This window comes from Pseudomonas sp. DVZ6, from assembly GCF_024259445.1.
Classification (GTDB): Bacteria; Pseudomonadota; Gammaproteobacteria; order Pseudomonadales; family Pseudomonadaceae; genus Aquipseudomonas; species Aquipseudomonas peradeniyensis.
On sequence record NZ_JANCLM010000001.1, the window covers coordinates 119,117 to 144,771 of the forward strand.

The 25,655-nt window shown below is 65.3% G+C and carries 19 protein-coding genes; 12 read left to right on the plus strand and 7 right to left on the minus strand.

Annotation, left to right across the window (positions count from 1 at the left end; all coding sequences use genetic code 11):
- The first annotated feature begins 237 nt into the window (after positions 1 to 237).
- From fadB to NMG10_RS00515, 6 genes are all read left to right on the plus strand, one after another.
- A complete protein-coding gene (fadB, locus tag NMG10_RS00490) occupies positions 238 to 2,385 on the plus strand; it encodes a fatty acid oxidation complex subunit alpha FadB (protein ID WP_050704828.1) in 2,148 nt (715 codons plus the stop codon).
- Between the two features lie 31 nt (positions 2,386 to 2,416).
- Positions 2,417 to 3,592: an acetyl-CoA C-acyltransferase FadA gene (gene fadA / locus NMG10_RS00495; RefSeq protein WP_028692741.1), complete on the plus strand. Its 1,176-nt coding sequence runs from the start codon at positions 2,417 to 2,419 to the stop codon at positions 3,590 to 3,592.
- A 78-nt stretch (positions 3,593 to 3,670) separates the two neighbouring features.
- Positions 3,671 to 3,922 (plus strand): DUF1653 domain-containing protein, encoded by a 252-nt coding sequence (locus tag NMG10_RS00500; protein WP_050704830.1) that lies wholly within the window; start codon positions 3,671 to 3,673, stop codon positions 3,920 to 3,922.
- Positions 3,923 to 4,022: 100 nt separating this feature from the next.
- Positions 4,023 to 6,632, plus strand: a complete 2,610-nt coding sequence (gene topA, locus NMG10_RS00505; RefSeq protein ID WP_254463442.1) for a type I DNA topoisomerase — start codon at positions 4,023 to 4,025, stop codon at positions 6,630 to 6,632.
- A gap of 156 nt (positions 6,633 to 6,788) precedes the next feature.
- Complete coding sequence (locus tag NMG10_RS00510; protein WP_254463443.1) at positions 6,789 to 7,310, plus strand: DUF6586 family protein; 522 nt, start codon at positions 6,789 to 6,791, stop codon at positions 7,308 to 7,310.
- 51 nt (positions 7,311 to 7,361) lie between these two features.
- On the plus strand, positions 7,362 to 7,595 hold the full coding sequence (locus NMG10_RS00515; RefSeq protein ID WP_203647457.1) for a hypothetical protein: 234 nt from the start codon (positions 7,362 to 7,364) through the stop codon (positions 7,593 to 7,595).
- A 51-nt stretch (positions 7,596 to 7,646) separates the two neighbouring features.
- On the opposite strand, the gene sulA is transcribed toward NMG10_RS00515, so the two are convergent.
- Both sulA and lexA read right to left on the minus strand, forming a co-directional pair.
- The gene (sulA, locus tag NMG10_RS00520) at positions 7,647 to 8,123 is read right to left on the minus strand and encodes an SOS-induced cell division inhibitor SulA (RefSeq protein WP_232856045.1); all 477 of its coding nucleotides are present in this window, start codon (positions 8,121 to 8,123) and stop codon (positions 7,647 to 7,649) included.
- Positions 8,124 to 8,136: 13 nt separating this feature from the next.
- The gene (gene lexA / locus NMG10_RS00525; RefSeq protein WP_232856046.1) at positions 8,137 to 8,745 is read right to left on the minus strand and encodes a transcriptional repressor LexA; all 609 of its coding nucleotides are present in this window, start codon (positions 8,743 to 8,745) and stop codon (positions 8,137 to 8,139) included.
- A gap of 219 nt (positions 8,746 to 8,964) precedes the next feature.
- Here lexA and NMG10_RS00530 point away from each other — a divergent pair, with 219 nt between their 5' ends.
- Entirely contained in the window at positions 8,965 to 9,669 is a 705-nt protein-coding gene (locus tag NMG10_RS00530; protein ID WP_203647455.1) for a TetR/AcrR family transcriptional regulator, read from the plus strand.
- 191 nt (positions 9,670 to 9,860) lie between these two features.
- Positions 9,861 to 10,859, plus strand: a complete 999-nt coding sequence (nagZ, locus tag NMG10_RS00535; RefSeq protein WP_203652683.1) for a beta-N-acetylhexosaminidase — start codon at positions 9,861 to 9,863, stop codon at positions 10,857 to 10,859.
- A gap of 282 nt (positions 10,860 to 11,141) precedes the next feature.
- Here nagZ and NMG10_RS00540 read toward each other — a convergent pair whose 3' ends face one another.
- From NMG10_RS00540 to mfd, 3 genes are read right to left on the minus strand one after another with little or no spacing between them, the layout of a single operon-like run.
- Entirely contained in the window at positions 11,142 to 14,456 is a 3,315-nt protein-coding gene (locus NMG10_RS00540) for a DEAD/DEAH box helicase (protein ID WP_232856047.1), read from the minus strand.
- 4 nt (positions 14,457 to 14,460) lie between these two features.
- Positions 14,461 to 15,021 carry a CsiV family protein gene (locus NMG10_RS00545; protein ID WP_186713687.1) on the minus strand — a complete coding sequence of 187 codons (561 nt, stop codon included), beginning with the start codon at positions 15,019 to 15,021 and terminating at the stop codon, positions 14,461 to 14,463.
- Between the two features lie 9 nt (positions 15,022 to 15,030).
- Positions 15,031 to 18,480, minus strand: coding sequence for a transcription-repair coupling factor (gene mfd, locus NMG10_RS00550; protein WP_232856048.1), 3,450 nt, complete (start codon positions 18,478 to 18,480; stop codon positions 15,031 to 15,033).
- Positions 18,481 to 18,647: 167 nt separating this feature from the next.
- Here mfd and NMG10_RS00555 point away from each other — a divergent pair, with 167 nt between their 5' ends.
- From NMG10_RS00555 to sthA, 3 genes are all read left to right on the plus strand, one after another.
- Positions 18,648 to 20,111, plus strand: coding sequence for a glyceraldehyde-3-phosphate dehydrogenase (locus NMG10_RS00555; RefSeq protein ID WP_110738521.1), 1,464 nt, complete (start codon positions 18,648 to 18,650; stop codon positions 20,109 to 20,111).
- 222 nt (positions 20,112 to 20,333) lie between these two features.
- Positions 20,334 to 21,332 (plus strand): FAD:protein FMN transferase, encoded by a 999-nt coding sequence (locus NMG10_RS00560; protein ID WP_232856049.1) that lies wholly within the window; start codon positions 20,334 to 20,336, stop codon positions 21,330 to 21,332.
- A gap of 203 nt (positions 21,333 to 21,535) precedes the next feature.
- Positions 21,536 to 22,930: a Si-specific NAD(P)(+) transhydrogenase gene (gene sthA / locus NMG10_RS00565; RefSeq protein ID WP_023631920.1), complete on the plus strand. Its 1,395-nt coding sequence runs from the start codon at positions 21,536 to 21,538 to the stop codon at positions 22,928 to 22,930.
- Positions 22,931 to 22,978: 48 nt separating this feature from the next.
- Here the strand turns inward: sthA and NMG10_RS00570 are convergent, their stop codons facing one another.
- Positions 22,979 to 23,695 carry a glycerophosphodiester phosphodiesterase family protein gene (locus NMG10_RS00570; protein WP_203647451.1) on the minus strand — a complete coding sequence of 239 codons (717 nt, stop codon included), beginning with the start codon at positions 23,693 to 23,695 and terminating at the stop codon, positions 22,979 to 22,981.
- Positions 23,696 to 23,725: 30 nt separating this feature from the next.
- The gene (locus NMG10_RS00575; RefSeq protein ID WP_232856050.1) at positions 23,726 to 24,310 is read right to left on the minus strand and encodes a PilZ domain-containing protein; all 585 of its coding nucleotides are present in this window, start codon (positions 24,308 to 24,310) and stop codon (positions 23,726 to 23,728) included.
- Between the two features lie 93 nt (positions 24,311 to 24,403).
- On the opposite strand from NMG10_RS00575, the gene NMG10_RS00580 reads away from it, so the two are divergent.
- On the plus strand, positions 24,404 to 25,654 hold the full coding sequence (locus NMG10_RS00580) for a lipoprotein-releasing ABC transporter permease subunit (protein WP_186733461.1): 1,251 nt from the start codon (positions 24,404 to 24,406) through the stop codon (positions 25,652 to 25,654).
- Position 25,655 lies beyond the last annotated feature (1 nt).

A 25,655-nucleotide genomic window follows, 5' to 3' on the forward strand; every position in this document is an offset into this window, starting at 1 on the left:
CTGGAAAGTCGCGTTTTCACGGTGTTCGCGAGCATTTGACAACGCCGTTCATTTCGGAGAATGTGTGCACACCCAAGTCAAACGGGCGTATGAATTGAGCGTTTGTATGTCAGACGGCTCTTACAGAATCCCGATTAGCGCGTCGACGGGTGTGCCTGGGGCGAGGGACCGGTAGACCGGCTCTTGCACCAGCGTTCGACGTGTACTGTTCAGCTTCCATATCGTGGAGATCAGTTGATGATTTACGAAGGTAAAGCCATCACGGTTAAGGCTCTTGAAAGCGGCATCGTCGAACTGAAGTTCGACCTCAAGGGTGAGTCCGTCAACAAGTTCAACCGTCTCACTCTGAACGAGCTGCGTCAGGCCGTGGACGTGATCAAGGGCGATGCCTCGATCAAGGGCGTGATCGTCAGCAGTGGCAAGGACGTGTTCATCGTCGGCGCCGACATCACCGAATTCGTCGACAACTTCAAGCTGCCCGAGGCCGAACTGGTCGCCGGCAACCTGGAAGCCAACCGCATTTTCAATGACTTCGAAGACCTGCAGGTGCCGACCGTTGTCGCCATCAACGGCATCGCCCTGGGTGGCGGCCTGGAGATGTGCCTGGCCGCCGACTACCGGGTCATGTCCAGCAGCGCCAAGATCGGCCTGCCGGAAGTCAAGCTGGGCATCTACCCAGGCTTCGGCGGCACCGTGCGCCTGCCGCGCCTGATCGGCTCGGACAACGCCATCGAATGGATCGCCTCGGGCAAGGAAAACCGTGCCGAGGACGCCCTGAAGGTCGGCGCCGTCGACGCCGTGGTCGCCCCCGAGCTGTTGCAGGCCGGTGCCCTGGACCTGATCAAGCGCGCCATCAGCGGCGAGCTGGACCACAAGGCCAAGCGCCAGCCCAAGCTGGAAAAGCTCAAGCTCAATGCCATCGAACAGATGATGGCGTTCGAGACCGCCAAGGGCTTCGTCGCCGGCCAGGCCGGCCCGAACTACCCAGCGCCGGTCGAGGCCATCAAGACCATCCAGAAGGCTGCCAACTTCGGCCGTGACAAGGCCCTGGAAGTCGAAGCCGCAGGCTTCGCCAAGCTGGCCAAGACCTCGGTCGCCGAGAGCCTGATCGGCCTGTTCCTGAACGACCAGGAGCTCAAGCGCAAGGCCAAGGCCCACGACGAGATCGCCCACGACGTGAAGCAGGCCGCCGTGCTCGGCGCCGGCATCATGGGTGGCGGCATCGCCTACCAGTCGGCGGTCAAGGGCACGCCGATCCTGATGAAGGACATCCGCGAGGAAGCCATCCAGCTGGGCCTGAACGAGGCCTCCAAGCTGCTCGGCAAGCGCGTCGAGAAGGGTCGCCTGACCCCGGCGAAGATGGCCGAGGCACTGAATGCCATTCGCCCGACCCTGTCCTACGGCGATTTCGCCAACGTCGACATCGTCGTCGAGGCCGTGGTCGAGAACCCGAAGGTCAAGCAAGCGGTACTGGCTGAAGTGGAAGGCCAGGTGAAGGAAGATGCCATCCTGGCCTCCAACACCTCGACCATCTCCATCAACTTGCTGGCCAAGGCACTCAAGCGTCCGGAAAACTTCGTCGGCATGCACTTCTTCAATCCGGTGCACATGATGCCGCTGGTCGAAGTCATCCGCGGCGAGAAGTCCAGTGAAGTGGCTGTCGCCACCACCGTGGCCTACGCCAAGAAGATGGGCAAGAACCCGATCGTGGTCAACGACTGCCCGGGCTTCCTGGTCAACCGCGTGCTGTTCCCGTACTTCGGCGGCTTCGCCAAGCTGGTCAGCGCCGGCGTCGACTTCGTGCGCATCGACAAGGTCATGGAAAAGTTCGGCTGGCCAATGGGCCCGGCCTACCTGATGGACGTGGTCGGCATCGACACCGGCCACCACGGCCGCGACGTGATGGCCGAAGGCTTCCCGGACCGCATGAAGGACGACCGTCGCTCCGCCGTCGACGCCCTCTACGAGGCCAACCGCCTGGGCCAGAAGAACGGCAAGGGCTTCTATGCCTACGAGACCGACAAGCGCGGCAAGCCGAAGAAGGTCGCCGACGCCAGCGTGCTCGACGTGCTCAAGCCGGTCATCTTCGAACAGCGTGAAGTCAGCGACGAGGACATCATCAACTGGATGATGGTGCCACTGTGCCTGGAGACCGTGCGTTGCCTGGAAGACGGCATCGTCGAGACTGCCGCCGAAGCCGACATGGGCCTGGTCTACGGCATCGGTTTCCCTCCCTTCCGTGGTGGCGCGCTGCGCTACATCGATTCGATCGGGGTCGCCGAGTTCGTCGCACTGGCCGACAAGTACGCCGACCTGGGGCCGCTGTACCACCCCACTGCGAAGCTGCGCGAAATGGCCAAGAACGGCCAGCGCTTCTTCAACTGAGCGCCCAACGAGCTAGAGCGAGAATATTGATATGAGCCTGAATCCAAGAGACGTGGTGATTGTCGACTTCGGTCGCACGCCGATGGGCCGTTCCAAGGGTGGCATGCACCGCAACACCCGTGCCGAGGACATGTCCGCGCACCTGATCAGCAAGCTGCTGGAGCGCAACGACAAGGTCGATCCGAAGGAAGTCGAGGACGTGATCTGGGGCTGCGTCAACCAGACCCTGGAGCAGGGCTGGAACATCGCCCGCATGGCCTCGCTGATGACCCAGATCCCGCACACCTCCGCCGCCCAGACCGTCAGCCGCCTGTGCGGATCGTCGATGAGCGCGCTGCACACCGCCGCCCAGGCGATCATGACCGGCAATGGTGATGTGTTCGTGGTCGGTGGTGTCGAGCACATGGGCCACGTCAGCATGATGCATGGCGTCGACCCCAACCCGCACATGTCCTTGCACGCCGCCAAGGCTTCCGGGATGATGGGCCTGACCGCCGAGATGCTCGGCAAGATGCACGGCATCACCCGTGAGCAGCAGGATCTGTTCGGCCTGCGTTCGCACCAGCTCGCCCACAAGGCGACGGTCGAAGGCAAGTTCAAGGACGAGATCATCCCGATGCAGGGTTACGACGAGAACGGCTTCCTGAAGGTCTTCGATTACGACGAGACCATTCGCCCGGAAACCACCCTCGAAGGCCTGGCGTCGCTCAAGCCTGCGTTCAACCCCAAAGGTGGCACCGTCACCGCGGGTACCTCGTCGCAGATCACCGACGGTGCCTCGTGCATGATCGTCATGTCCGGCCAGCGCGCCATGGACCTGGGGATCCAGCCACTGGCGGTGATCCGTTCGATGGCGGTGGCCGGCGTGGACCCTGCGATCATGGGCTACGGCCCGGTTCCGGCGACGCAGAAAGCCCTCAAGCGCGCTGGCCTGTCCATCGCCGACATCGACTTCTTCGAGCTCAACGAAGCCTTCGCCGCACAGGCCCTGCCAGTGCTGAAGGACCTGAAAGTGCTCGACAAGATGGATGAGAAGGTTAACCTGCACGGCGGCGCCATCGCTCTGGGCCACCCGTTCGGTTGCTCCGGTGCGCGGATCTCCGGCACTCTGCTCAACGTCATGAAGCAGAATGGCGGTACCCTGGGCGTCGCCACCATGTGTGTCGGCCTGGGCCAAGGCATCACCACTGTCTTCGAACGCGTCTGATCGCGTTGCGGGACAGCAGCCGGGGCCATGTGCCCCGGCTTTTGTTTTTTACAGGATTTGTTCAAGAGGGCGAGTGACATGCAGATACAACCTGGTGTGTACCGGCATTACAAAGGCCCTGAATACCGCGTGTTCAGCGCGGCGCGCCATTCCGAGAGCGAAGAGTGGATGGTCTTCTACCAGTGCCTGTATGGTGACTACAGCTTCTGGGTCAGGCCACTTTCGATGTTCCAGGAGTCCGTCGAGGTTGACGGCGAGCAGGTGCCACGCTTTGCTTTGGTCAAGGCCGAAGAGGGGCTGGGCGAGCGGCTTGGCAAGGCGCACGAGTGATCGACCACGCTTGACCTCACTCTTTTGCCACTATATATAGCGGTGCCGCGTCCGGCACCTGACGCGTTTTTCATCTTCAGATTCAGGAATACTCCGATCCATGGGCAAATCGCTGGTCATTGTGGAATCCCCGGCCAAGGCCAAGACCATCAACAAGTACCTGGGCAGCCAGTACGTGGTGAAGTCGAGTATCGGCCACATCCGTGACCTTCCCACCAGCGGTTCCGCCAGTGCGAGCAAGGAACCGGCGGCCAAGCGCGGCAAGGCCGCGGCCGAGGCTCCGGCCTTGTCGCCGAAGGAAAAGGCACGCCGCACCCTGGTCGCGCGCATGGGCGTCGACCCGGAAGCAGGCTGGAAGGCCAAGTACGAGATCCTTCCCGGCAAGGAGAAGGTGATCGAGGAGCTGCGCCGCCTGGCCAAGGATGCCGACACCATCTATCTCGCAACCGACTTGGATCGCGAGGGGGAAGCCATTGCCTGGCACCTGCGCGAAGCCATCGGTGGTGACGACAGCCGCTACAAGCGCGTGGTGTTCAACGAGATCACCAAAAAGGCTATCCAGGAAGCCTTCTCCCAGCCGGGCGAGCTCGATATCGACCGGGTCAACGCCCAGCAGGCGCGGCGCTTCCTCGACCGCGTGGTCGGCTACATGGTCTCGCCGCTGTTGTGGGCCAAGATCGCCCGTGGCCTGTCCGCCGGCCGCGTGCAGTCGGTGGCGGTGAAGCTGGTGGTCGAGCGTGAGCGCGAGATCCGCGCGTTCAACCCGGAAGAGTACTGGGAAGTCCACGCCGACCTGGGCACCGCCAAGAACGCCAAGGTGCGTTTCGAGGTGGCCCGCGAGAAGGGCGAGGCCTTCAAGCCGCTCAACGAAGCCCAGGCCATGGCCGCGCTGGAGAAGCTCAAGGCCTCCAGCTACAGCGTGAGCAAGCGCGAGGACCGGCCGACCAGCAGCAAGCCTTCGGCCCCGTTCATCACTTCCACCCTGCAGCAGGCCGCCAGCAACCGCCTGGGCTTCGGGGTGAAGAAGACCATGATGATGGCCCAGCGTCTGTACGAAGCCGGCTACATCACCTACATGCGTACCGACTCGACCAACCTGTCGACCGACGCCGTCGAGATGGCGCGCAGCTACATCGAGAAAGAATTCGGCAAGCAGTACCTGCCCGCCGCGCCGATCGTCTATGGCAGCAAGGAAGGCGCCCAGGAGGCGCACGAGGCGATTCGCCCGTCGGACGTGACAACCCATCCGACCAAGCTCAGCGGCATGGAGCGTGACGCCGAGCGCCTGTACGAGCTGATCTGGCGCCAGTTCCTGGCCTGCCAGATGCCGCCGGCGCAATACCTGTCCACCAGCGTCACCGTGGTGGCCGGCGAGTTCGAGCTGCGTGCCAAGGGCCGCATCCTCAAGTTCGACGGTTACACCCGTGTCCTGCCGCAGCAGAGCAAGCCGGGCGAGGACGACGTGCTGCCGGAAATGGCCCAGGGTGAGGCGCTCAAGCTGATCCAGCTCGACCCCAGCCAGCACTTCACCAAGCCGCCGGCGCGCTTCACCGAAGCCAGCCTGGTCAAGGAAATGGAAAAGCGCGGCATCGGCCGTCCGTCGACCTACGCGGCGATTATCTCGACCATCCAGGATCGCGGTTATGTAACGCTGCACAACCGCCGGTTCTACTCCGAGAAGATGGGCGACATCGTCACCGAGCGCCTGTCCGAGAGCTTCGCCAACCTGATGGACTACGGCTTCACCGCCGGCATGGAAGAAAACCTCGACGATGTGGCCCAGGGCGAGCGTGACTGGAAGAACGTCCTCGACGAGTTCTATGGCGATTTCAGCAAGAAGCTGCAGACGGCCGAGTCCAGCGAGCACGGCATGCGCGCCAACCAGCCGACCCTGACCAACATCGCCTGCAAGGAATGCGGCCGGCCGATGATGATCCGTACCGCCTCCACCGGCGTGTTCCTCGGCTGCTCGGGTTACAGCCTGCCGCCGAAAGAGCGCTGCAAGGCCACGGTCAACCTGGTGCCGGGCGACGAGATCGCCGCCGACGACGAGGGCGAATCCGAGTCGCTGGTGCTGCGCGGCAAGCACCGTTGCCCGATCTGCTCGACGGCGATGGACGCCTACCTGCTCGACGAGAAGCGCAAGCTGCACATCTGTGGCAACAACCCGGACTGCGCCGGCTACGAGATCGAGGAAGGCAGCTACCGCATCAAGGGCTACGAAGGCCCGAGCCTGGAATGCGACAAGTGCGGCAGCGAGATGCAGCTCAAGACTGGCCGTTTCGGCAAGTTCTTCGGTTGCACCAACGCCGCCTGCAAGAACACCCGCAAGCTGCTCAAGAGCGGCGAGGCGGCGCCGCCGAAGATGGACAAGGTGGACATGCCGGAGCTCAAGTGCGAGAAGGTCGACGACACCTACGTGCTGCGCGACGGTGCCTCGGGCCTGTTCCTGGCTGCCAGCCAGTTCCCGAAGAACCGCGAAACCCGTGCGCCGCTGGTGCTGGAGATCGTGCCGCACAAGCACGAGATCGATCCGAAGTACCACTTCCTCTGCGAAGCGCCGCAGAAGGACCCGGACGGTCGCCCGACGGTGATTCGCTACAGCCGCAAGACCAAGGAGCAGTACGTGCAATCCGAAGTCGACGGCAAGCCGACCGGCTGGAAGGCGTTCTACGACGGCAAGGCGTGGAAGGTCGAAGACAAGCGCTGATCTGAGTCTCAGGCTCATCGCGGGGCAAGCCCGCTCCCACGAAACTGTTGCGTGTTCGTGGGAGCGGGCTTGCCCCGCGATCGTTTGTGCTTGCGGTAACGCCTGGCAGCCCCGAAACTGCGATATCGCCTTGCTGCCCATGGGAGGTCATGGAAAATGGCCCAGGAACTCTACACCCGCACCAACCAGAAACTGTTCTTCGCCGGCCTTGCCCTGGAATCCATGGCCAAGGCCGCCGACAGCCAGGCCATGAACGCCCAGGGCTTGCTTCAGTCCGAGCGCGAATCGGCGCTGTTCCACCTGTATGGCGCGCTGCTGGGGCTGTGTCACGAGATCGCCGGCTTCTACCGTCTGCCCCAAGCCTCGACGTCACGGGCCGAACTGCTGTTCAGTGACGAGGTGCTGCAGAGCGTGGCGATCCCGGAAATGGCCGAGCTACTTGAGCTGGCTCGCCAGCCGGAAACCTGGCTGGCGCGCCTGCTGGCCGCTTATGCTGATTTGTTCCGACCGCCGGTCGCGAAGAAAGCCGTGAAGGGCGACGTCACCCAGCCGCTGATCCAGGCCGTCAATCTGGACGAGCCCGAGCCGGCCGAGCTATCCCGGGAGGAGCTTGAAGCCTGGCGACAGAACCTGAAAAGCCTGGTGAGACGATTCCGCGAAGCGCTGAGTGAGTGCTGACCGCCGCCATGGCTGGTACACTGATGGTCTTTCGTGAAAAGCAGGCCCTTTATGTCAACGTCCTTTCTAGAAATTGTCGAGTTGCCTGATGGCCGGATCGAGCTGCGCCGTGCCGAGGATGAAGGCTCCCTGGTGACCTTGGATTTCTCCGAGGATGCCAAGGCATTCCTGCAAGGACAGCATGTGGAAGTGGCCAAGGCCATGCTCAGTGTCGGCGTGCAGATGGCCGGCCGCCTCGTCGAGGGTGAGCTTGAGCGTGAAGAAGGGCCGCGCGTCCTTCACTGAGGCAGGTTACAGGCTCAGGGTTTCAAGTGTTTGACAGGCAAAGCCTGAACATCAGCCGAGGCGGATGTTCAGGCTTTGTGCGTTTCCGCTGGCGGCGGCGCGCTGAAGCTGTTGCCGGGCGCTGCCGTTGAGGGTGCCCAGCCAGCTGACCACGGTGTGGCTGTGGCCCAGGCGCAAGGCTTCGCAGGCCAGTTGCAGGGCGGTCTGGTTGCCGCCAGGTTGCAGCAGCAGGATGCGTTCACGGTTCAGGCCGGCATCGCGCAGCCAGGCCTGGGTGAGGCTGCCGGGCGGGGCGATGAGCGTCAGCCAGCGGCTGTCGTCTTCTTCGCTGAGTTCGCGCAGGATCGGCGCCAGCAGGCTCTGGCAATGCCCGGGCGCGCCGCGCAGGGCCAGTTCGCTGAACAGCTCTGGCTGGCTGCTCTTGCGCGCCACCGGGGCGGGCTTGAGGCCGGGCAGCACCGGCTGGGCGAGAAAGGCCTCGAACAGCGGCAGCTGGGCTTGCTGGGGTGCATGGGTGAACGGCTGCATGACGCCTCCTGGTTCAGCGGCGCAGGACGCCGACGCTCAAGCCCTCGATCACCAGTTCCTGTTCCTTCAGGTCAACTTCGATGGGGGCGAATTCGGGGTTTTCGGCGAGCAGCCAGACCTTGCTGCCTTCGCGCTTGAAGCGCTTGACGGTCACTTCGTCGCCGATGCGGGCCACCACCACCTGGCCATTGCGGGCTTCGCGGGTGGTGTGCACGGCCAGCAGGTCGCCGTCGAAGATGCCGATGTCCTTCATGCTCATGCCGTGTACGCGCAACAGGTAGTCGGCGCGGGGATGGAAGAAGGTCGGGTTGATGTTGCAGGATTCCTCGATGTGCTGCTCGGCGAGGATCGGCGCGCCGGCGGCGACCCGGCCGATGATGGGCAGGCCGCTGTCCTCGTGCTTTGGCTCAAGGCCGGGAATGCGGATGCCGCGGGAAGCGCCAGGAGTCATCTCGATGGCGCCCTTGCGGGCCAGGGCCTTCAGGTGTTCCTCGGCGGCGTTGGGCGACTTGAAGCCCAGCTCCTGGGCGATCTCGGCGCGGGTCGGCGGAAAGCCGTTGTCTTCGAGGCAGCGCTTGATGAAGGCCAGAATCTCGGCTTGGCGTGGCGTCAGTTTCAGCATGGGCGAGGGCTCTGTCTTTTTATACAGTGACTGGAATTATATACAGTGGCTCGCGGCCTGCAACCCACCCGGACCAAGAAAGATCGAAACGCCGACGCATCTTGTCGCTTGCAGCCTGACTCTTGGCGCTTTTAAATGGCGACCGACCGGTCACCCAGCCTTGACATCGGCAGGCCTGAAACGTATGTTTCAAACAACTGTTTGTCAGGCGGAGTAGTCATGGCCCAATCGGAAACCGTTGAACGCATCCTCGATGCGGCGGAGCAGCTGTTCGCGGAGCGTGGGTTCGCGGAAACCTCATTGCGGCTGATCACCAGCAAGGCCGGGGTCAACCTGGCGGCGGTGAACTACCATTTCGGTTCGAAGAAGGCCCTGATCCAGGCGGTGTTCTCGCGCTTCCTGGGGCCGTTCTGCGCGAGCCTTGAGCGTGAGCTGGAGCGCCGTCAGGCGCGTCCCGAGCAGAAAGCCTCGCTCGAGGAACTGCTGGAGATGCTGGTGGAGCAGGCCCTGGCCGTGCAGCCGCGCAGCAACAACGACCTGTCGATCTTCATGCGCCTGCTGGGCCTGGCTTTCAGCCAGAGCCAGGGGCACCTGCGGCGTTATCTGGAAGACATGTACGGCAAGGTGTTCCGCCGCTACATGCTGCTGGTCAACGAGGCCGCGCCACGCATCCCGCCGCTGGAGCTGTTCTGGCGCGTGCACTTCATGCTCGGCGCCGCGGCGTTCAGCATGTCGGGGATCAAGGCCCTGCGGGCCATCGCCGAGACCGATTTCGGCATCAACACCTCGATCGAGCAGGTCATGCGCCTGATGGTGCCGTTCCTGGCCGCCGGCATGCGCGCCGACAGCGGCGTCACCGACGAGGCCATGGCCACGGCGCAGCTGCGTCCGCGCAGCAAGTCCGCCACCCCCGCCAAGGCCTGAGTACTGGGCGGGGCAGGGCGCTTGCGCTAAGCTAGCGCGCATGCCTGACCTTGTCTCCCGCCGCATTTTCCGCCAGCACGGCCGCTTCGCCACTGAACCATCGGGCACTTCGTTGTCCGATGTTTGCGTGCGCCTGCGCCACGGCCAAGCGCCCCTGGACCTCCCATGAAGGATTCCCTATGACTGCCAGCCTGCAAGGCTCCCTGATGGTGGATATCGCCGGTAAATGGCTGACCGCCGAAGACCGCCATCTGCTGCGCCAGCCCGAAGTGGCCGGCCTGATCATCTTCGCCCGCAACATCGACAGCCCGCGCCAGGTGCGCGAGCTGTGCGCGTCGATCCGCGCGATTCGCCCCGAGCTGATCCTCGCCGTGGACCAGGAAGGCGGGCGGGTCCAGCGCCTGCGCCAGGGCTTCGTGCGCCTGCCGGCCATGCGTGCGATCGCCGACAACACCAATGCCGAGTACCTGGCCGAGCAGTGCGGCTGGCTGATGGCCACCGAGGTGCTGGCGGTGGGCCTGGACCTGAGCTTCGCCCCGGTGCTGGACCTCGATCACCAGCGCAGCGCCGTGGTCGGCAGCCGCGCCTTTGAAGGCAATCCGCAGCGTGCCACCGAGCTGGCCGGTGCGTTCATCCGCGGCATGAACGCCGCGGGCATGGCCGCCTGCGGCAAGCATTTCCCCGGCCACGGCTGGGCCGAAGCCGACTCCCATGTGGCGATCCCGGTCGACGAACGTAGCCTCGAGCAGCTGCGCGCTACCGACCTGGTGCCGTTCACCCAGCTGGGTGGCCAGTTGGCGGCGGTGATGCCGGCCCATGTGATCTATCCGCAGGTCGACAACCAGCCGGCCGGCTTCTCCCGGCGCTGGCTGCAGGACATCCTGCGCGGCGAGCTGGGCTTCGACGGGGTGATCTTCAGCGACGACCTGTCCATGGCCGGCGCCCATGTGGTGGGCGATGCCGCCAGTCGTATCGAGGCGGCCCTGAGCGCCGGCTGCGACATGGGCCTGGTGTGCAACGACCGGGCGGCGGCGGAGCTGGCGTTGAGCGCGGCGCAACGGATGAAGGTCAAGCCGTCGCCGCGAATCGCGCGGATGCGCGGGCAGGGCTTTGCGCGTACCGATTACCGCCAGCAGCCGCGTTGGCTGGAGGCGTTGGGGGCGTTGAAGGAAGCCCAGCTGGTCGACTGACCGCGTTGGCTTCTTCGCGGGTAAACCCCCACCGGCATGGCGGGTGGCTTGAGGGCTGCGCGGTCGCTGTAGGAGCGGCTTCAGCCGCGAACACCGGCATAGCCGGTGCCAGGCAGCGCGTCGCCTGCTTCGCGGGTAAACCCGCTCCCACAGGGATCGCGGCAGATTCTAAAAATTGAGCAAGACAGTTGCTCCCACAGGCAAGGCGTCACCCTCAAGGAATACGCCGATCCTGTGGGAGCGGGTTTACCCGCGAAGAGGCCAGCACGGGAAAAGCCTGGCTTAACGCCCGCGCTTACCCGGCAACGGCGCGAACAGCGCCTCGATCTCGTCATCCCCCAGCCGCCATTGCCCGGCCTGCCCGCCATCGAGCAGCCCGGCCGCCAGCGCCGCCTTCTCCTGCTGCAACTGCTGGATCTTCTCCTCCACCGTCCCCCGGGTGATCAGCTTGAACACGAACACCGGCTTGTCCTGACCGATGCGGTAGGCGCGGTCGGTGGCCTGGTTCTCGCTGGCCGGGTTCCACCACGGGTCGTAGTGGATCACGGTGTCGGCGGCGGTCAGGTTCAGCCCGGTGCCACCGGCCTTGAGGCTGATCAGGAACACCTCGCTGTCGCCGTTCTGGAACTGTTGCACCGGCGCGCGGCGGTCGCGGGTGTCGCCGGTCAGCAGGCTGTAGCGGATGCCGCGCTTTTCCAGCTCGAACTCGATCAGTGCCAGCATCGAGGTGAACTGCGAGAACAGCAGCACCTTGCGCCCCTCGCTGAGCAGCTCCTCGAGCATCTCCAGCAGGCTGCCCAGCTTGCCCTTGTCGGCGAACGTGCCCTTGGCCTCGGTGCCCTTGACCAGGCGCAGGTCGCAGCATACCTGGCGCAGCTTGAGCAGGGCATCGAGGATGACGATCTGGCTGCGGGCGGCGCCGTTGCGGGCGATTTCGTCGCGGACCTTCTTGTCCATCGCCACCCGCACCGCCTCGTAGGTGTCGCGCTGGGCGTCGCTGAGCTCGACCCAGTGGATCATCTCGGTCTTGGCCGGCAGCTCGGTGGCCACCTGCTCCTTGGTGCGGCGCAGCAGGAACGGGCGGATACGGCTGGCCAGGTGGCCCATGCGCTCGGCGTCGCCGTGGCGCTCGATCGGGGTGCGGTAGTCCTGGGTGAAGCGCTTGCTCTCGCCCAGCCAGCCGGGCATCAGGAAGTGGAAGATCGACCACAGTTCGCCGAGGTTGTTCTCCATCGGCGTGCCGGTCAGGCACAGCCGCTGGTTGGCCTGCAGCTCACGCACGGCCTGGGCGGCCTTGCTGGTGCTGCTCTTGATGTTCTGCGCCTCGTCCAGCACCAGCAGGTGCCAGGGCTGGGCCTTGAGGTGTTCCAGATCGCGAGGGACGAGGGCGTAGGTGGTCAGCACCAGGTCGTAGTCGGCCAGCTTGGCGAAGTGCTTGTTGCGGCTGGGGCCGTGCAGGGCCAGGACGCGCAGGTCGGGGGCGAAGCGCCGGGCCTCGTCGAGCCAGTTGGGCACCAGGCTGGTGGGCATCACCGCCAGCGCCGGGTGGGCCAGGCGCCCGGCTTCCTTCTCCAGCAGCAGGTGGGCCAGGGTCTGCAGGGTCTTGCCCAGGCCCATGTCGTCACCGAGGATGCCGCCGGTGCCCATTTCGCGCAGGGCCTGCAGCCAGTTCAGGCCTTGCTGCTGGTAGGGGCGCAGGGTGGCGTTCAGGCCCTTGGGCGGCGCCACCTGCAGGTCGCGGGCGTCGCGCAGGCGCCGGCCCAGGTCGCGCACATGACTCCCTCCCTCCCACTGCAACGGCAGGTGGTCGATGTCGTTCAGGCGCGCGGCGTCGGCGCGCTCCAGGCGCAGGCTCGGGCCGCTGGCGTCGTTGTGCAGGTACAGCTCGCCCAGGGTGCCCATCACTGCCTTGATCCGCCCGTAGGGCAGGGCGACCCGCAGCGCCGGGCTGTCGTGGCGGGCGCGGTTGAGGTCGATCAGCAGGTGTTCGTCGTCACTGCGCCGTGCCAGTTCGCTGGGGCGCAGCAGCTCGGGGCTGGCGCGCAGCAGTTGCAGGACGATGGGCAGCAGGCTGTGGCGCTGGCCATCGACGACGATGCCCAGCTCCAGGTCGAACCACTCATGGCCCGGCGCTTCGTCGATGGTGGCGTACCAGTCGTCGACCTCGTGCAGGTTGAAGGCGAAGTCGCGGTGCACATCGATGGCCCAGCCGGCCTCGCGCAGGCGCGGCAGGCCCTCGCGGGCGAAGCGCAGCCAGGCTTCGTCGTCGGGCAGCTGGTACATCTCGCCGGCGCTGTCGGGCAGGGCCTTGCTCTGGCGGGTGGCGGGCTTGAAGCCATGCTCGCGCAATGCCTTGCGCAGGGCCTGCTCGGCCTGGGGCTGGCGGCGGATGCGTTGGCTGGTGCTGCCCACCAGACGGCTCAGCGGCTTGTCGTCGCCGCCACTGGCGCGCAGGCCGTCGTAGTCGAACGCCAGTGCGGCGCGGTGCTGCATCTGCCGTTGCATGCGCCCGGTCTTGGGTGTGTAGGCGCTGAACTCGAGGCTGCCGAGGGTCAGGTGCGGGGTCGGCGCGATGTCGTCGAGCTGCTCCTGCTGCACGGTGGTGGGCGTCGGCAGGTGATGGTTGAGGGCGTTGAGCTTGTGGCTGAGGGGCACGATGAGGTGTTCCGGTACATCGGGAGCAAGGGACAGCTGCAGGGCAGTGTGCGGATCCAGGTCGTGGGAAACGCTGCCGACCTCATGGGTGTCGAGGTCGAAGTAGTACAGCGGCACCAGCGGCAGCACGCAATTGAGCGGTTCCTCGCCGTTGTACCACATGCCCCTGTAGTCGCCGTTGCCCAGGCGTACCCAGCGGAAGTCCGCCTGACGAGGCGCGCCCTGAGTCAGCAGGGGCAGGTCTTCGATGAACATCAGGCGCCCGGTGTCCAGCGCCCGCTGCAGCAACTCGCCGCCCTCGAGCCCCTTGAGCGCATAGCCGCGCTCGTGGCCGTAGGGCGCGGTCTGCGCCGAGAGCTGGCGAAGGATGCGCAGGTCCTCTTCCTTGACGAACTTCGGGGGCTCGTAGAGCAGTTCGTACAGCGACTGGATGCGGCTGTAGCGAATGCCGTGCTCTTCGCGGGTGCCCTTGCGCACACGCAATGCGCAACTGCTGTGGTCGTCGTTGAGCGCCAGCTGGTAGCAGACCATGCGGCCCCGTTTGTCTTCGGCGTCGCCCTGTCGGGATGTGGGCGGCTCCAGCCCCTGCAGCCAGTGCTGCAGGTGATGGGGCAACTGGTCGCCGTTGGCCGCGCCGTGTCCGTGGCTGTTGGCCAGGGTATAGAGCGCTGCGGCGCAGTGCTTGCAGTTGGTGCCCACCGGACAGGAGCAGTCGCCGCGCACATGGCATTGCCCGGAGGGGCCGGCAGTGATGATGATCCGCTGGCGGTAGATGTTGCCGCCGCTGCCGTGGCAGGTGGACTCGATGCGCGAGTCGCCGTGGGACTGGATCTGCACCAGGCCCTGTTCGGCGTAGCGTTCGCCACGTTGCAGGGTGGCCGCTGAAAAATCGCGCTTCCAGCTCGGATTCTCGGCTGCCAGCTTCTGCACATCGGCGTTCACGGTTTCACTGCTCCATCATTTCCGGATCCGGCAGCGGGATCTTGCGCATGCCGGCCGGCGAAACCCTGAGCAGCAGCGCCAGGTGCCCGCCATCGAAGAAGGTCAGCTGGCCGGCCTTCATGTTGCTGTTGCTCTGCTTGAGCTGTTCGCTCTGCATCACGCTGCCGTTGCCGTCGAGCTGGTTGACCCAGAAGTTGGCATCGACGGCGATGAAGCGATCTTCCCTGATGCTCAGGTTGCCTTCGATGGGGAAGTGCCCAAACTGCTCGTCACCGGCGCTCACGGCGACGGTATCACCGTCCTGCTGCCAGGCCTTGTGCAGCAGCACGGTGTAGTCGGCGGTGGCCTGCAGGCGGGTGACTTCGTCACCCAGGCCGGTCGGGCGCTCGGCGCCTTTTTCCAGGCGTGGCGCGCCGGCGCTCCAGTCTTCCGGGGCGAATGGGCTGGTGATCGCCGGCACGGCGTTCTGCCGCACCAGGATCATTTCCACCTGGTAGGGGCCTGCGGCGAAGGCAGCCGGCGCGAGCAGGGCCAGCAGCAGGGTCAGGCAACGGATGGCACGCATGAAGCTTCCTTATGGATTTTGTGGAGTGAGGCGCTCGAACAGCGCTTCCAGGGTGTTGAAACGTTCTTCGGGGCGTTCCATCGGCACCAGGAAGCGGAACTGGGTCGCGCCTTCGAACTTGTAGCGTTTGGGCTGGCCCTGGATCAGCTTGATCAGGGTCAGCGGGTCGACCGGTGTCTCGGCCTCGAACTCGAGCTTGCCGCCGTTGGGGCCGGCGTCGACTTTCTTGATGCCGAGCTTTTCCGCCTGCAGCTTGAGCAGGGTCAGGCGCATCAGGTTCTTGGTCGGCTCTGGCAGCAGGCCGAAGCGGTCGATCATTTCCACCTGCAGGTCCTTGAGGCCCTCTTCGTCGGCCGCCGAGGCGATGCGCTTGTAGAGGATCAGGCGCGCATGCACGTCGGGCAGGTAGTCCTCGGGGATCAGCGCCGGCAGGCGCAGGTTGATCTCCGGGCCGCCGCCGAGCGGCTGCTCGAGGTTCGGCTGGGCGCCCTTGCGGATGGCCTTGACCGCGCGCTCGAGCATTTCCATGTACAGGGTGAAGCCGACCGCCTGGATCTGCCCGCTCTGGCCTTCGCCGAGCAGCTCGCCGGCACCACGGATCTCCAGGTCGTTGGTGGCCAGGACAAAGCCGGCGCCCAGGTCCTGGGTGTTGGCGATGGCCTCCAGGCGCTTTTCGGCATCGGCGCTGATCTGCTGGCGCGGTGGCGTCAGCAGGTAGGCGTAGGCCTGGTGGTGGCTACGGCCGACCCGGCCGCGCAGCTGGTGCAGCTGGGCCAGGCCGAACTTGTCTGCGCGCTCGATGACGATGGTGTTGGCGCTGGGCACGTCGATGCCGGTCTCGATGATGGTCGAGGCGATCAGCACGTTGAAGCGCTTGTGGTAGAAGTCGCTCATCACCTGCTCGAGTTCGCGCTCGCGCATCTGCCCGTGGCCGATGCCGATGCGCGCCTCGGGCACCAGTTCGGCCAGTTCCGCAGCGCACTTCTCGATGGTCTTGACGTCGTTGTGCAGGTAGTACACCTGGCCGCCGCGCAGCAGTTCGCGCAGCAGCGCTTCCTTGATCGTGCTCTTGTTCTGCTCCATGACGAAGGTGCGCACCGACAGGCGCCTGGCCGGCGGGGTGGCGATGATCGACAGGTCGCGCATGCCCGACACCGCCATGTTCAGCGTGCGCGGAATCGGCGTTGCGGTCAGGGTGAGGATGTCCACCTCGCTGCGCAGGGCCTTGAGCTGCTCTTTCTGGCGCACGCCGAAGCGGTGCTCCTCGTCGATGATGGCCAGGCCCAGGTCCTTGAAGCGCACATCGTCCTGCAGCAGCTTGTGGGTGCCGATGAGAATGTCGATCTTGCCCTCGGCCAGGTCCGCCGCGGCGCTGGCGACTTCCTTGGCCGACTTGAAGCGGCTCATCACCTCGACCTTCACCGGCCAGTCGGCGAAGCGGTCGCGGAAGCTGTTGTAGTGCTGCTGGGCGAGCAGGGTGGTGGGTACCAGCAATGCGACCTGGCGTCCGCCGTGCACGGCGATGAAGGCGGCGCGCATGGCCACCTCGGTCTTGCCGAAGCCGACGTCGCCACACACCAGGCGGTCCATCGGCTGGCCGGCGAGCATGTCGGCGCGTACCGCCTCGATGGCGGCCTGCTGGTCGGGGGTTTCCTCGAACGGGAAACCGGCGCTGAAGGTGGCGTAGTCGGCGGCCGGGTCGGCGAAGGCGTAGCCTTTGCGCGCGGCGCGGCGGGCATAGATGTCGAGCAGCTCGGCGGCAACATCGCGCACCTGTTCGGCAGCCTTGCGCTTGGCTTTCTGCCAGGCTTCGGAGCCCAGCCGGTGCAGTGGCGCCAGGGCGTCGTCGCTGCCGGTGTAGCGGGCGATCAGGTGCAGGTTGGCCACCGGCACGTAGAGCTTGGCGCCCTCGGCGTATTCGAGGGTGAGGAACTCGGCGGCCTGGCCGTCGATCTCCAGGGTTGCCAGGCCCAGGTAGCGGCCCACGCCGTGGTCGATGTGCACCACCGGGGCGCCTTCGCGCAGCTCGGTGAGGTTCTTGATCACCGCGTCGTTTGCCGCCTCGCCGCGTTTCTCGCGGCGCCGGCGCTGCATCACGCGCTGGCCGAACAGCGGGCTTTCGGCGACCAGGGCCAGGCTGGGGTCGTCCAGCAGCAGGCCGTCGTCCAGCGGCGCGATGGTGATCGCCAGGCGTTCGCCGCCGCTGACGAAGTCGGCCCAGCCGTCGACGGTGTGGGGGCGCAGCTTCAGGCGTTCGAGCAGCTCCAGCAGCACTTCGCGCCGGCCCGCCGATTCCGCCGTGAACAGCACGCGGCCGGGGAACTGGTCGAGGAAGTTCGACAGCTCCGCCAGCGGCTGGTTGGCCTTGGCCTCGATCGCCAGGTTGGGCAGGGCGCGGGCCGGGAAGCGCTCGCGGCCAACGCCGGGCTCGACGTCGTCGGCACCGATCACCACCCGTGGCCATTGCTTGAGGCGGGCGAAGCAGTCCTCCACCGGCATGAACAGCTCCGCCGGCGGCAGCAGTGGCCGGCTGAGGTCGCCGCGGCGTTCTTCATAGCGCCCGCGCACGTCGTTCCAGAAGTGCTCGGCGGCCTGCTCCACGCCCGGCAGGGAGAACACCTGGGTGTCGGCCGGCAGGTAGTCGAACAGGGTGGCGGTCTCTTCGAAGAACAGCGGCAGGTAGTACTCGATACCGGCGGGAATGATGCCGCTGGTGAGGTCCTGGAAGATCGCGCTGCGGCGGAAGTCCACGTCGAAGCGTTCGCGGAAGCGCGCCTTGAAGCGCGTAACCTCGTCCTTCTGCATGGGGAACTCACGCGCCGGCAACAGGCGGATCGAGTCGACCTTGTCGATCGAGCGCTGCGACTCCGGGTCGAAGGTGCGCAGGGTCTCGATCTCGTCGTCGAACAGGTCGATGCGGTACGGCTGCTTGCTGCCCATGGGGAACAGGTCGATCAGCGCGCCGCGCACGGCGAACTCGCCATGCTCGTAGACCGTGTCGACGCAGCGGTAGCCGCTGGCTTCCAGGCGCGTGCGCATCTGCTCGACGTCGATCTTCTGGCCGACGTCCAGCACCAGGCTGCTGCCCAGCAGGAAGCGCGTGGGGGCCAGGCGGTGCAGGGCGGTGGTGATCGGCACGACGAGGATGCCGTGGTCCAGCTCCGGCAGCCGGTAGAGGCTGGCGATGCGCTGGGAGATGATGTCCTGGTGCGGCGAGAACAGGTCGTAGGGCAGGGTTTCCCAATCGGGGAACGGCAGCACCGGCAGCGCCGGCGCGAAGAAGCGCAGCTCCTGCTCGAGGCGGTCGGCCGCCTGGCTGTCGGCGGTCAGCAGCAAGGTGAAGCGACCGGCGGTACTGGCCGCCTCGGCGATGGCCAGGCTCAAGGCGGCGCCGGGCAGGTTGCCCCAGGTTTGTTTGCCGGCCGTGGCCGACATTTGCGGTAGGCGCAGAACTGACACGGGAGATCGGACTCCAAGCGTTGCGGCAAAGAGGTCGATTGTACCGGTGACGGGGCTCGCTGTCAGGCTCGCGAGGGCATGACGACGGGGTCTGGCGTCGGCGACAGGCGCTCATTGCCCGATACGCCGAGGGGCGTCATAATGTAGCCCCTTTTTTGTTCCCCTACATGTGGAAGGTTACCGTGACTCAGAAGCCCGACCAGTGTCTTGGTGAGTGGATCGATCGTGAAGCCCTGGCTGAAGCGATGATCCCGCTTATCGGTCAGCTCTACCGCAACAACAACGTGGTGAGCTCGATCTATGGCCGCAGCCTGATCAACCGTTCGGTTATCTCGATCCTCAAAGCCCACCGCTTTGCTCGTCACCGTCAGACCGACGAGACCGAGCTGTCCGTCCACGAGACGTTCCCCCTGCTCAAGGCCATGAGCGAGCTGAAGCTGGGCGCCGCCTCGGTGGACCTGGGCAAGCTGGCCAACAAGTTCAAGGTCGAAGGCAACGGCCGCAGCGCCGAGCAGTTCGTCCGTGACGAACTGGCCGACGTCGTGGGTCAGCAGAACGCTTCCGCACGCAAGGGCACCGACGTCGTCCTGTACGGTTTCGGCCGTATCGGCCGCCTGCTGGCGCGCATCCTCATCGAGAAGACCGGTGGCGGCGACGGCCTGCGCCTGCGCGCCATCGTCGTGCGCAAGGGCGCCGAGAACGACCTGGTCAAGCGCGCCAGCCTGCTGCGCCGCGACTCGGTGCACGGTCCGTTCGACGGCACCATCGTCATCGATGAAGCCAACAACACCATCACCGCCAATGGCAACCTGATCCAGGTGATCTACGCCAAGAGCCCGAGCGAAGTCGACTACACCCAGTACGGCATCCACGATGCGCTGATCGTCGACAACACCGGCGTATGGCGTGACGCCGACGGCCTCGGCCAGCACCTGGCCTGCCCGGGCGCCGCCCGCGTGATCCTCACCGCACCTGGCAAGGGCGCGCTGAAGAACATCGTGCACGGCATCAACCACGGCGACATCAGCGCCGACGACAAGATCATCTCGGCGGCGTCCTGCACCACCAACGCCATCGTGCCGGTGCTCAAGGCCATCAACGACCAGTACGGCATCGTCAACGGCCACGTCGAAACCGTTCACTCGTTCACCAACGACCAGAACCTGATCGACAACTTCCACAAGGGCAGCCGTCGTGGCCGCGCCGCGCCGCTGAACATGGTCATCACCGAGACCGGTGCCGCCACCGCCGCCGCCAAGGCACTGCCAGTGCTCAAGGGCAAGCTGACCGGCAACGCCATTCGTGTGCCGACGCCGAACGTGTCGATGGCCATTCTCAACCTGAACCTCGAGAAGGCCACCAACCGCGAAGAGCTGAACGAGTACCTGCGCCAGACCGCCATGCACTCGGAGCTGCACAAGCAGATCGACTACGTCAGCTCCCAGGAAGTGGTATCGACCGACTTCGTTGGTTCGCGCCACGCCGGTGTGGTCGACGCCGAGGCGACCATCTGCAACGACAACCGCGTTGTCCTGTACGTGTGGTACGACAACGAGTTCGGTTACAGCTGCCAGGTGGTACGCGTGATGGAAGACATGGCCGGTGTGAACCCGCCAGCGTTTCCACGCTGATCCGCTTGTAATGCGTTGAGAAAACGGGAACCTTCGGGTTCCCGTTTTTTTTGCTCCCCGCATCAGCGCGGTCTCTTTGTAGGAGCGGCCTTGTGCCGCGAAAGGGCTGCGTAGCAGCCCCGGCAATTGTGGCAGTGACGCTGAAAACCTGGGGCCGCCTTGCGGCCCTTTCGCGGCACAAGGCCGCTCCTGCAAAGAGACCGCTCAACCGAGAGATCCATATTGCGCACAGTTCTTCTGTTCTGCCTGTTGTTGCTGTCAGCCTGCAATCAAGGCCCCACCCTCGAGCGCTTCGGCGGCCCGACCATGGGCAGCAGCTACAGCATCCAGTACGTGCGCCAACCCGGCGACCCGGCGCCCGAGCAGGTCCAGGCCGAGGTCGAGGCCATCCTCCAGGCCATCGACGCCCGCTACTCCACCTACCGCGGCGACTCCACCGTCAGCCGTTTCAACCAGCTTGCGGCCAACCAGTGCCTGCCCATCGACGCCGACCTGTTCGAGCTGGCCAGCTTCGGCCAGCACTTGGCCGAGCAGAGCCAAGGCGCCTTCGATCTCACCGTCGAGCCGCTGCTCGACCTCTGGGGCTTCGGCCCCCAGGCCCGCGAGATGCAGGTGCCCGACCCGCAGACGCTGGCCCGAGCGCGTGAGCGCGTGGGCTACCGGCACCTGCGCATCGAGGGTGACGCCCTGTGCAAGGACGCTCCCATCGAGCTGGATTTCAACAGTATCGCCGCCGGCCACGCCGTCGACCTGATCGCTAAGCGCCTGCGCGCCATGGGCATCGAGGCGTTTCTCGCCGAAGCCACTGGCGAGCTCAAGGCCGTGGGCCGCAAGCCCGATGGCAGTGCCTGGCGGGTGGCCCTGGAGCTGCCGCGCGAGGACCGCCAGATCGCCCGCCAGGTCATCGGCGTGGAGGACATGGCCGTGTCGACCTCGGGTGACTATCGGCATTATTTCGAGGACAATGGCCGGCGCTATTCGCACACCTTCGATGCCCGTCTCGGGCGCCCGGTCGAGCACGACCTGGCGGCGGTGACGGTGCTCGACGCCTCGGCGCTGCAGGCCGACGGCTACTCGACTCTGTTGCTGATCCTCGGGCCGCAGCAAGGCTGGGATTTCGCTATCGCCCACGGCATCGCCGCGGTGCTGGTGACCAGAGTCGAGGGTGGTTTCGTCTCCCGTTCCACGCCGGCCTTCGAGCGGGTGGTGAAAGGCGAGTGAAAGGCAAGCCACGGATGATCAATGCCAGGGAAACGGTGAAACGACATGTAGTGCAGGCAATAATGGCCTACGACGCGACCAAGGGTTAATGTGCGCGGCGTTCACGCTTGATTAGACTGCACCCGAATTTTCTCATGGCGCCCCGGCGACATGATCGCGCCCCGCGGCCATCCGGCCGGCGGGCCAGTTCTGAAGGAGTACGCATGGCTGTCTACAACTACGACGTAGTGGTGCTGGGTTCCGGCCCGGCCGGAGAAGGCGCGGCAATGAACGCCGCCAAAGCAGGGCGCAAGGTGGCCATGGTCGACAGCCGTCGCCAGGTCGGCGGCAACTGCACCCACCTGGGCACCATCCCGTCCAAGGCGCTGCGTCACTCCGTGCGGCAGATCATGCAGTTCAACACCAACCCGATGTTCCGTGCCATCGGCGAGCCGCGCTGGTTCTCCTTCCCCGACGTGCTCAAGAGCGCCGAGAAGGTCATCAGCAAGCAGGTCGCCTCGCGCACCGGCTACTACGCGCGCAACCGCGTCGATGTGTTCGTCGGCACCGGCAGCTTCGCCGACGAGCAGACCGTCGAAGTGGTCTGCCCCAACGGCGTGGTCGAGAAGCTCAACGCCAAGCACATCATCATCGCCACCGGCTCGCGTCCGTACCGTCCGGCCGACATCGACTTCCACCACCCGCGCGTCTACGACAGCGACACCATCCTCAGCCTGAGCCACACCCCGCGCAAGCTGATCGTCTACGGCGCCGGGGTGATCGGTTGCGAATACGCCTCGATCTTCAGCGGCCTGGGTGTGCTGGTCGAACTGGTCGACAACCGTGGCCAGCTGCTGAGCTTCCTTGACTCGGAAATCTCCCAGGCGCTGAGCTACCACTTCAGCAACAACAACATCACCGTGCGCCACAACGAGGAATACGACCGCGTCGAAGGCCTGGACAACGGGGTGATCCTGCACCTGAAGTCGGGCAAGAAGATCAAGGCCGACGCATTGCTGTGGTGCAACGGCCGTACCGGCAACACCGACAAGCTGGGCCTGGAGAACATCGGCATCAAGGTCAACAGCCGTGGCCAGATCGAGGTCGACGAGACCTACCGCACCAGCGTGCCGAACATCTACGGCGCCGGTGACGTGATCGGCTGGCCGAGCCTGGCCAGCGCCGCCCACGACCAGGGCCGCTCGGCCGCCGGCAGCATCGTCGACAACGGCAGCTGGCGCTTCGTCAACGACGTGCCGACCGGCATCTACACCATTCCGGAGATCAGCTCGATCGGCAAGAACGAGCAGGAACTGACCCAGGCCAAGGTGCCCTACGAAGTGGGCAAGGCCTTCTTCAAGAGCATGGCCCGCGCACAGATCGCCGGCGAGCCGCAAGGCATGCTGAAGATCCTGTTCCACCGCGAGACCCTGGAAGTCCTCGGCGTGCACTGCTTCGGCTACCAGGCCTCGGAGATCGTCCACATCGGCCAGGCGGTGATGAACCAGCCGGGCGAGCAGAACAACCTGAAGTACTTCGTCAACACCACCTTCAACTACCCGACCATGGCCGAGGCCTATCGGGTAGCTGCCTATGATGGTCTGAACCGGCTTTTTTGAGCGGCTCCGACCGGTGGCCTGAGCCGGTCGGGGAGACCGATTTCAGCCCTACCCGAGGGTGGTCCTGGCCAAACCGGGAAAGTCTGTAATCAGGCTGTCCACGCCAAAGTCGGCGAGCCGGCGCATCAGCGCCGGTTCGTTGACCGTCCATACCGACACGTGCAGACCCTGGCGCTGCGCCTTGATCAGGCGCTCTGGGGTGCACAGCGTCCAGTTCAGCGCCAGCATCTCGCAGTCGTAGTTCTGCGCGACCTTCAGCGGGTCGAGCCAGGCGTACTCGGCAACCAGTCCGCGCTTGATGTCGGGCACCAGTTCCAGGGCGGCGCCCAGCACTTCTCGTGAGCTCGAGGTGATGGTCACCTTGTCCAGCAGGCCATGCTGCTGGGCCAGTTCGCGGATTGCCAGCACGGTGCTGGCGGCGCGGGTGCGCGAGGCGCTCTTGACCTCCAGCTGCCAGTGCTCGAAGGCGCATTTTTCGAACAGCTCTTCAAGGCGCGGGATAGGGCAGGGCTGCACATGGCCCGGGCCGCCCTTGCGCGCGTCGTAGGTCACCAGGTCTGCCGCCGTGTGTTCGACCACCTTGCCGCGTCGACCGGTGGTGCGCTTGAGGGTCGGGTCGTGGATCACCATCAGCTCGTTGTCGGCCGACAGGTGCAGGTCGAGTTCGCAGCGGTCCACGCCATGGGACAGGCACTGGCGAAAGCTCTGCAGGGTATTCTCGGGCGCTTCGCCCTTGGCGCCGCGGTGGCCATAGATTAAGGTCACGTTCGTTCCTTCAAATCAGAGAAAAGGGCTTCAGGAAGCGGGGTCGTTCTGTTCCAGCGCCTGGCGGCGTTGCTGTTGCTGGCGCTGCAGGATGTAGCGGGCCAGCAGCTGGCGCTGGGCGTCGGTCATGTCGATGAACTCGGTGCCTACCTCGTAGTCGCCATCCGGGCGCGGGTCGCAGTGGGTGACCCGGCCGCGCAGCAGCAGGCCATGGGCGCGGGGCATCAGCACCATCTTTACCTTGACCCGGGTGCCCGGGGCGATCTTCTGCGCCTGGGCGAACTCGATGCCGCCTTCGGAGATGATCACCGGTTGCGGCTCGCCGATCTCGCCGATCAGGCTCTGGGCGACCACCGCGCTGAGCAGGTCGAGGCGTTTGTTCTGGGCGCGCAGGAAGGCGGCCAGGGTACGGTCCTTCTCGCTCAACTGGCGCAGCAGGTGCTGCGATTCGAAGTCCGAAAGGTGCAGCTCGCTGAGCAGGTTGAACAGCTCTGAATCATCCTGCAACAGTTCTGTCTCAAGGGCTTCGGCCGCGCTGAGGGGGTTGATTTGAAGTGCGATCCGATCTTCGATGCGGTAGTATTCGCGGCGATCTTCTTCGTCTAATGTCGTCATGGCGAACCCAAGGTTACGGCGGTGGTCCGAGTGTAAAGCCGCCGCAGGCGCCTCGCCACAAGGACGTTCCCTTTCATCCGAACAAGCCCCGACATGTTCAGACCTCTATTCGTATTCATTGGTACGCGCTACACCCGTGCCAAGCGCCGCAATCACTTCGTCTCGTTCATTTCGCTCACCTCGATGATCGGCCTCGCCCTGGGCGTGGTGGTGATGATCGTGGTGCTCTCGGTGATGAACGGGTTCGACCACGAGATGCGTACCCGTGTGCTGGGGATGATCCCCCACGCCACGCTGGAGACCGGCCAGCCGATTGACGACTGGCAGGCCCTCGCTTCTAAAGTAAAGCAGAATCCGCAGGTGCTGGCGGTCGCGCCGTTCACCCAGATGCAGGGCCTGCTGACCCATGAAGGCAAGGTGCAGAAGGTGCTGCTCAACGGCATCGACCCGGCCCGCGAGCGCGAGGTGTCGATCATCGACAAGTTCGTCCTCGACGGCAGCCTCGACAAGCTGGCGCCGGGCGAGTGGGGCATCATGATCGGCGACAAGGCCGCGCAGAAGCTGGGCGTGGGCATCGGCGACAAGCTGACCTTCGTCGCCCCCGAGGTCAGCGTCACCCCGGCGGGGATGTTCCCGCGCATGAAGCGCTTCACCGTGGTCGGCACCTTCCATGTCGGCGCCGGCGAGATCGACGGCTACCTGGGCCTGACCAACATCGCCGACCTGTCGCGCCTGCACCGCTGGAAGGCCGACCAGGTCCAGGGCGTGCGCCTGAAGTTCGACGACCTGTTCCAGGCCCCGCGAGCCGCCTGGGCCATCGCCCAGCAGCTGGGCGAGCAGGAGTTCTACCCGCGTGACTGGACCCGCACCCACGGCAACCTGTACCAGGCGATCCGCATGGAGAAATCCATGATCGGCCTGCTGTTGCTGCTGATCGTCGCGGTGGCGGCGTTCAACATCATTTCCACCTTGGTGATGGTGGTCAACGACAAGCGCGGCGACATCGCCATCCTGCGCACCCTGGGCGCCACGCCCGGGCAGATCATGGCCATCTTCATGGTCCAGGGCACGGTGATCGGCGTGGTCGGCACGCTGATCGGCGCGGTGCTGGGCATCCTCGGCGCGCTCAACGTGAGCGCGGCCATCGCCGGCATCGAGACCCTGATCGGGCACAAGTTCCTCAATGCCGACGTGTACTTCATCGATTACCTGCCATCGCAGATCCAGGCCCAGGACGTGTATATGGTCTGTGGCGCGGCGCTGGTCCTGAGTTTCTTCGCCACCCTGTATCCGGCCTGGCGCGCCTCGCGCACCCAGCCGGCAGAGGCGCTACGTTATGAGTGAG

Bases quoted from the DNA above. Each gene is read 5' to 3' on its own strand.
- NMG10_RS00510 (WP_254463443.1), top strand. From the start codon at position 6,789: ATGGCCCAGGAACTCTACACCCGCACCAACCAGAAACTGTTCTTCGCC.
- NMG10_RS00555 (WP_110738521.1), top strand. From the start codon at position 18,648: ATGTGGAAGGTTACCGTGACTCAGAAGCCCGACCAGTGTCTTGGTGAG.
- fadA (WP_028692741.1), top strand. From the start codon at position 2,417: ATGAGCCTGAATCCAAGAGACGTGGTGATTGTCGACTTCGGTCGCACG.
- NMG10_RS00580 (WP_186733461.1), top strand. From the start codon at position 24,404: ATGTTCAGACCTCTATTCGTATTCATTGGTACGCGCTACACCCGTGCC.
- lexA (WP_232856046.1), bottom strand. From the start codon at position 8,745: ATGCTGAAACTGACGCCACGCCAAGCCGAGATTCTGGCCTTCATCAAG.
- fadB (WP_050704828.1), top strand. From the start codon at position 238: ATGATTTACGAAGGTAAAGCCATCACGGTTAAGGCTCTTGAAAGCGGC.
- sulA (WP_232856045.1), bottom strand. From the start codon at position 8,123: ATGCAGCCGTTCACCCATGCACCCCAGCAAGCCCAGCTGCCGCTGTTC.
- sthA (WP_023631920.1), top strand. From the start codon at position 21,536: ATGGCTGTCTACAACTACGACGTAGTGGTGCTGGGTTCCGGCCCGGCC.
- NMG10_RS00515 (WP_203647457.1), top strand. From the start codon at position 7,362: ATGTCAACGTCCTTTCTAGAAATTGTCGAGTTGCCTGATGGCCGGATC.
- NMG10_RS00500 (WP_050704830.1), top strand. From the start codon at position 3,671: ATGCAGATACAACCTGGTGTGTACCGGCATTACAAAGGCCCTGAATAC.
- NMG10_RS00530 (WP_203647455.1), top strand. From the start codon at position 8,965: ATGGCCCAATCGGAAACCGTTGAACGCATCCTCGATGCGGCGGAGCAG.
- NMG10_RS00545 (WP_186713687.1), bottom strand. From the start codon at position 15,021: ATGCGTGCCATCCGTTGCCTGACCCTGCTGCTGGCCCTGCTCGCGCCG.
- NMG10_RS00575 (WP_232856050.1), bottom strand. From the start codon at position 24,310: ATGACGACATTAGACGAAGAAGATCGCCGCGAATACTACCGCATCGAA.
- topA (WP_254463442.1), top strand. From the start codon at position 4,023: ATGGGCAAATCGCTGGTCATTGTGGAATCCCCGGCCAAGGCCAAGACC.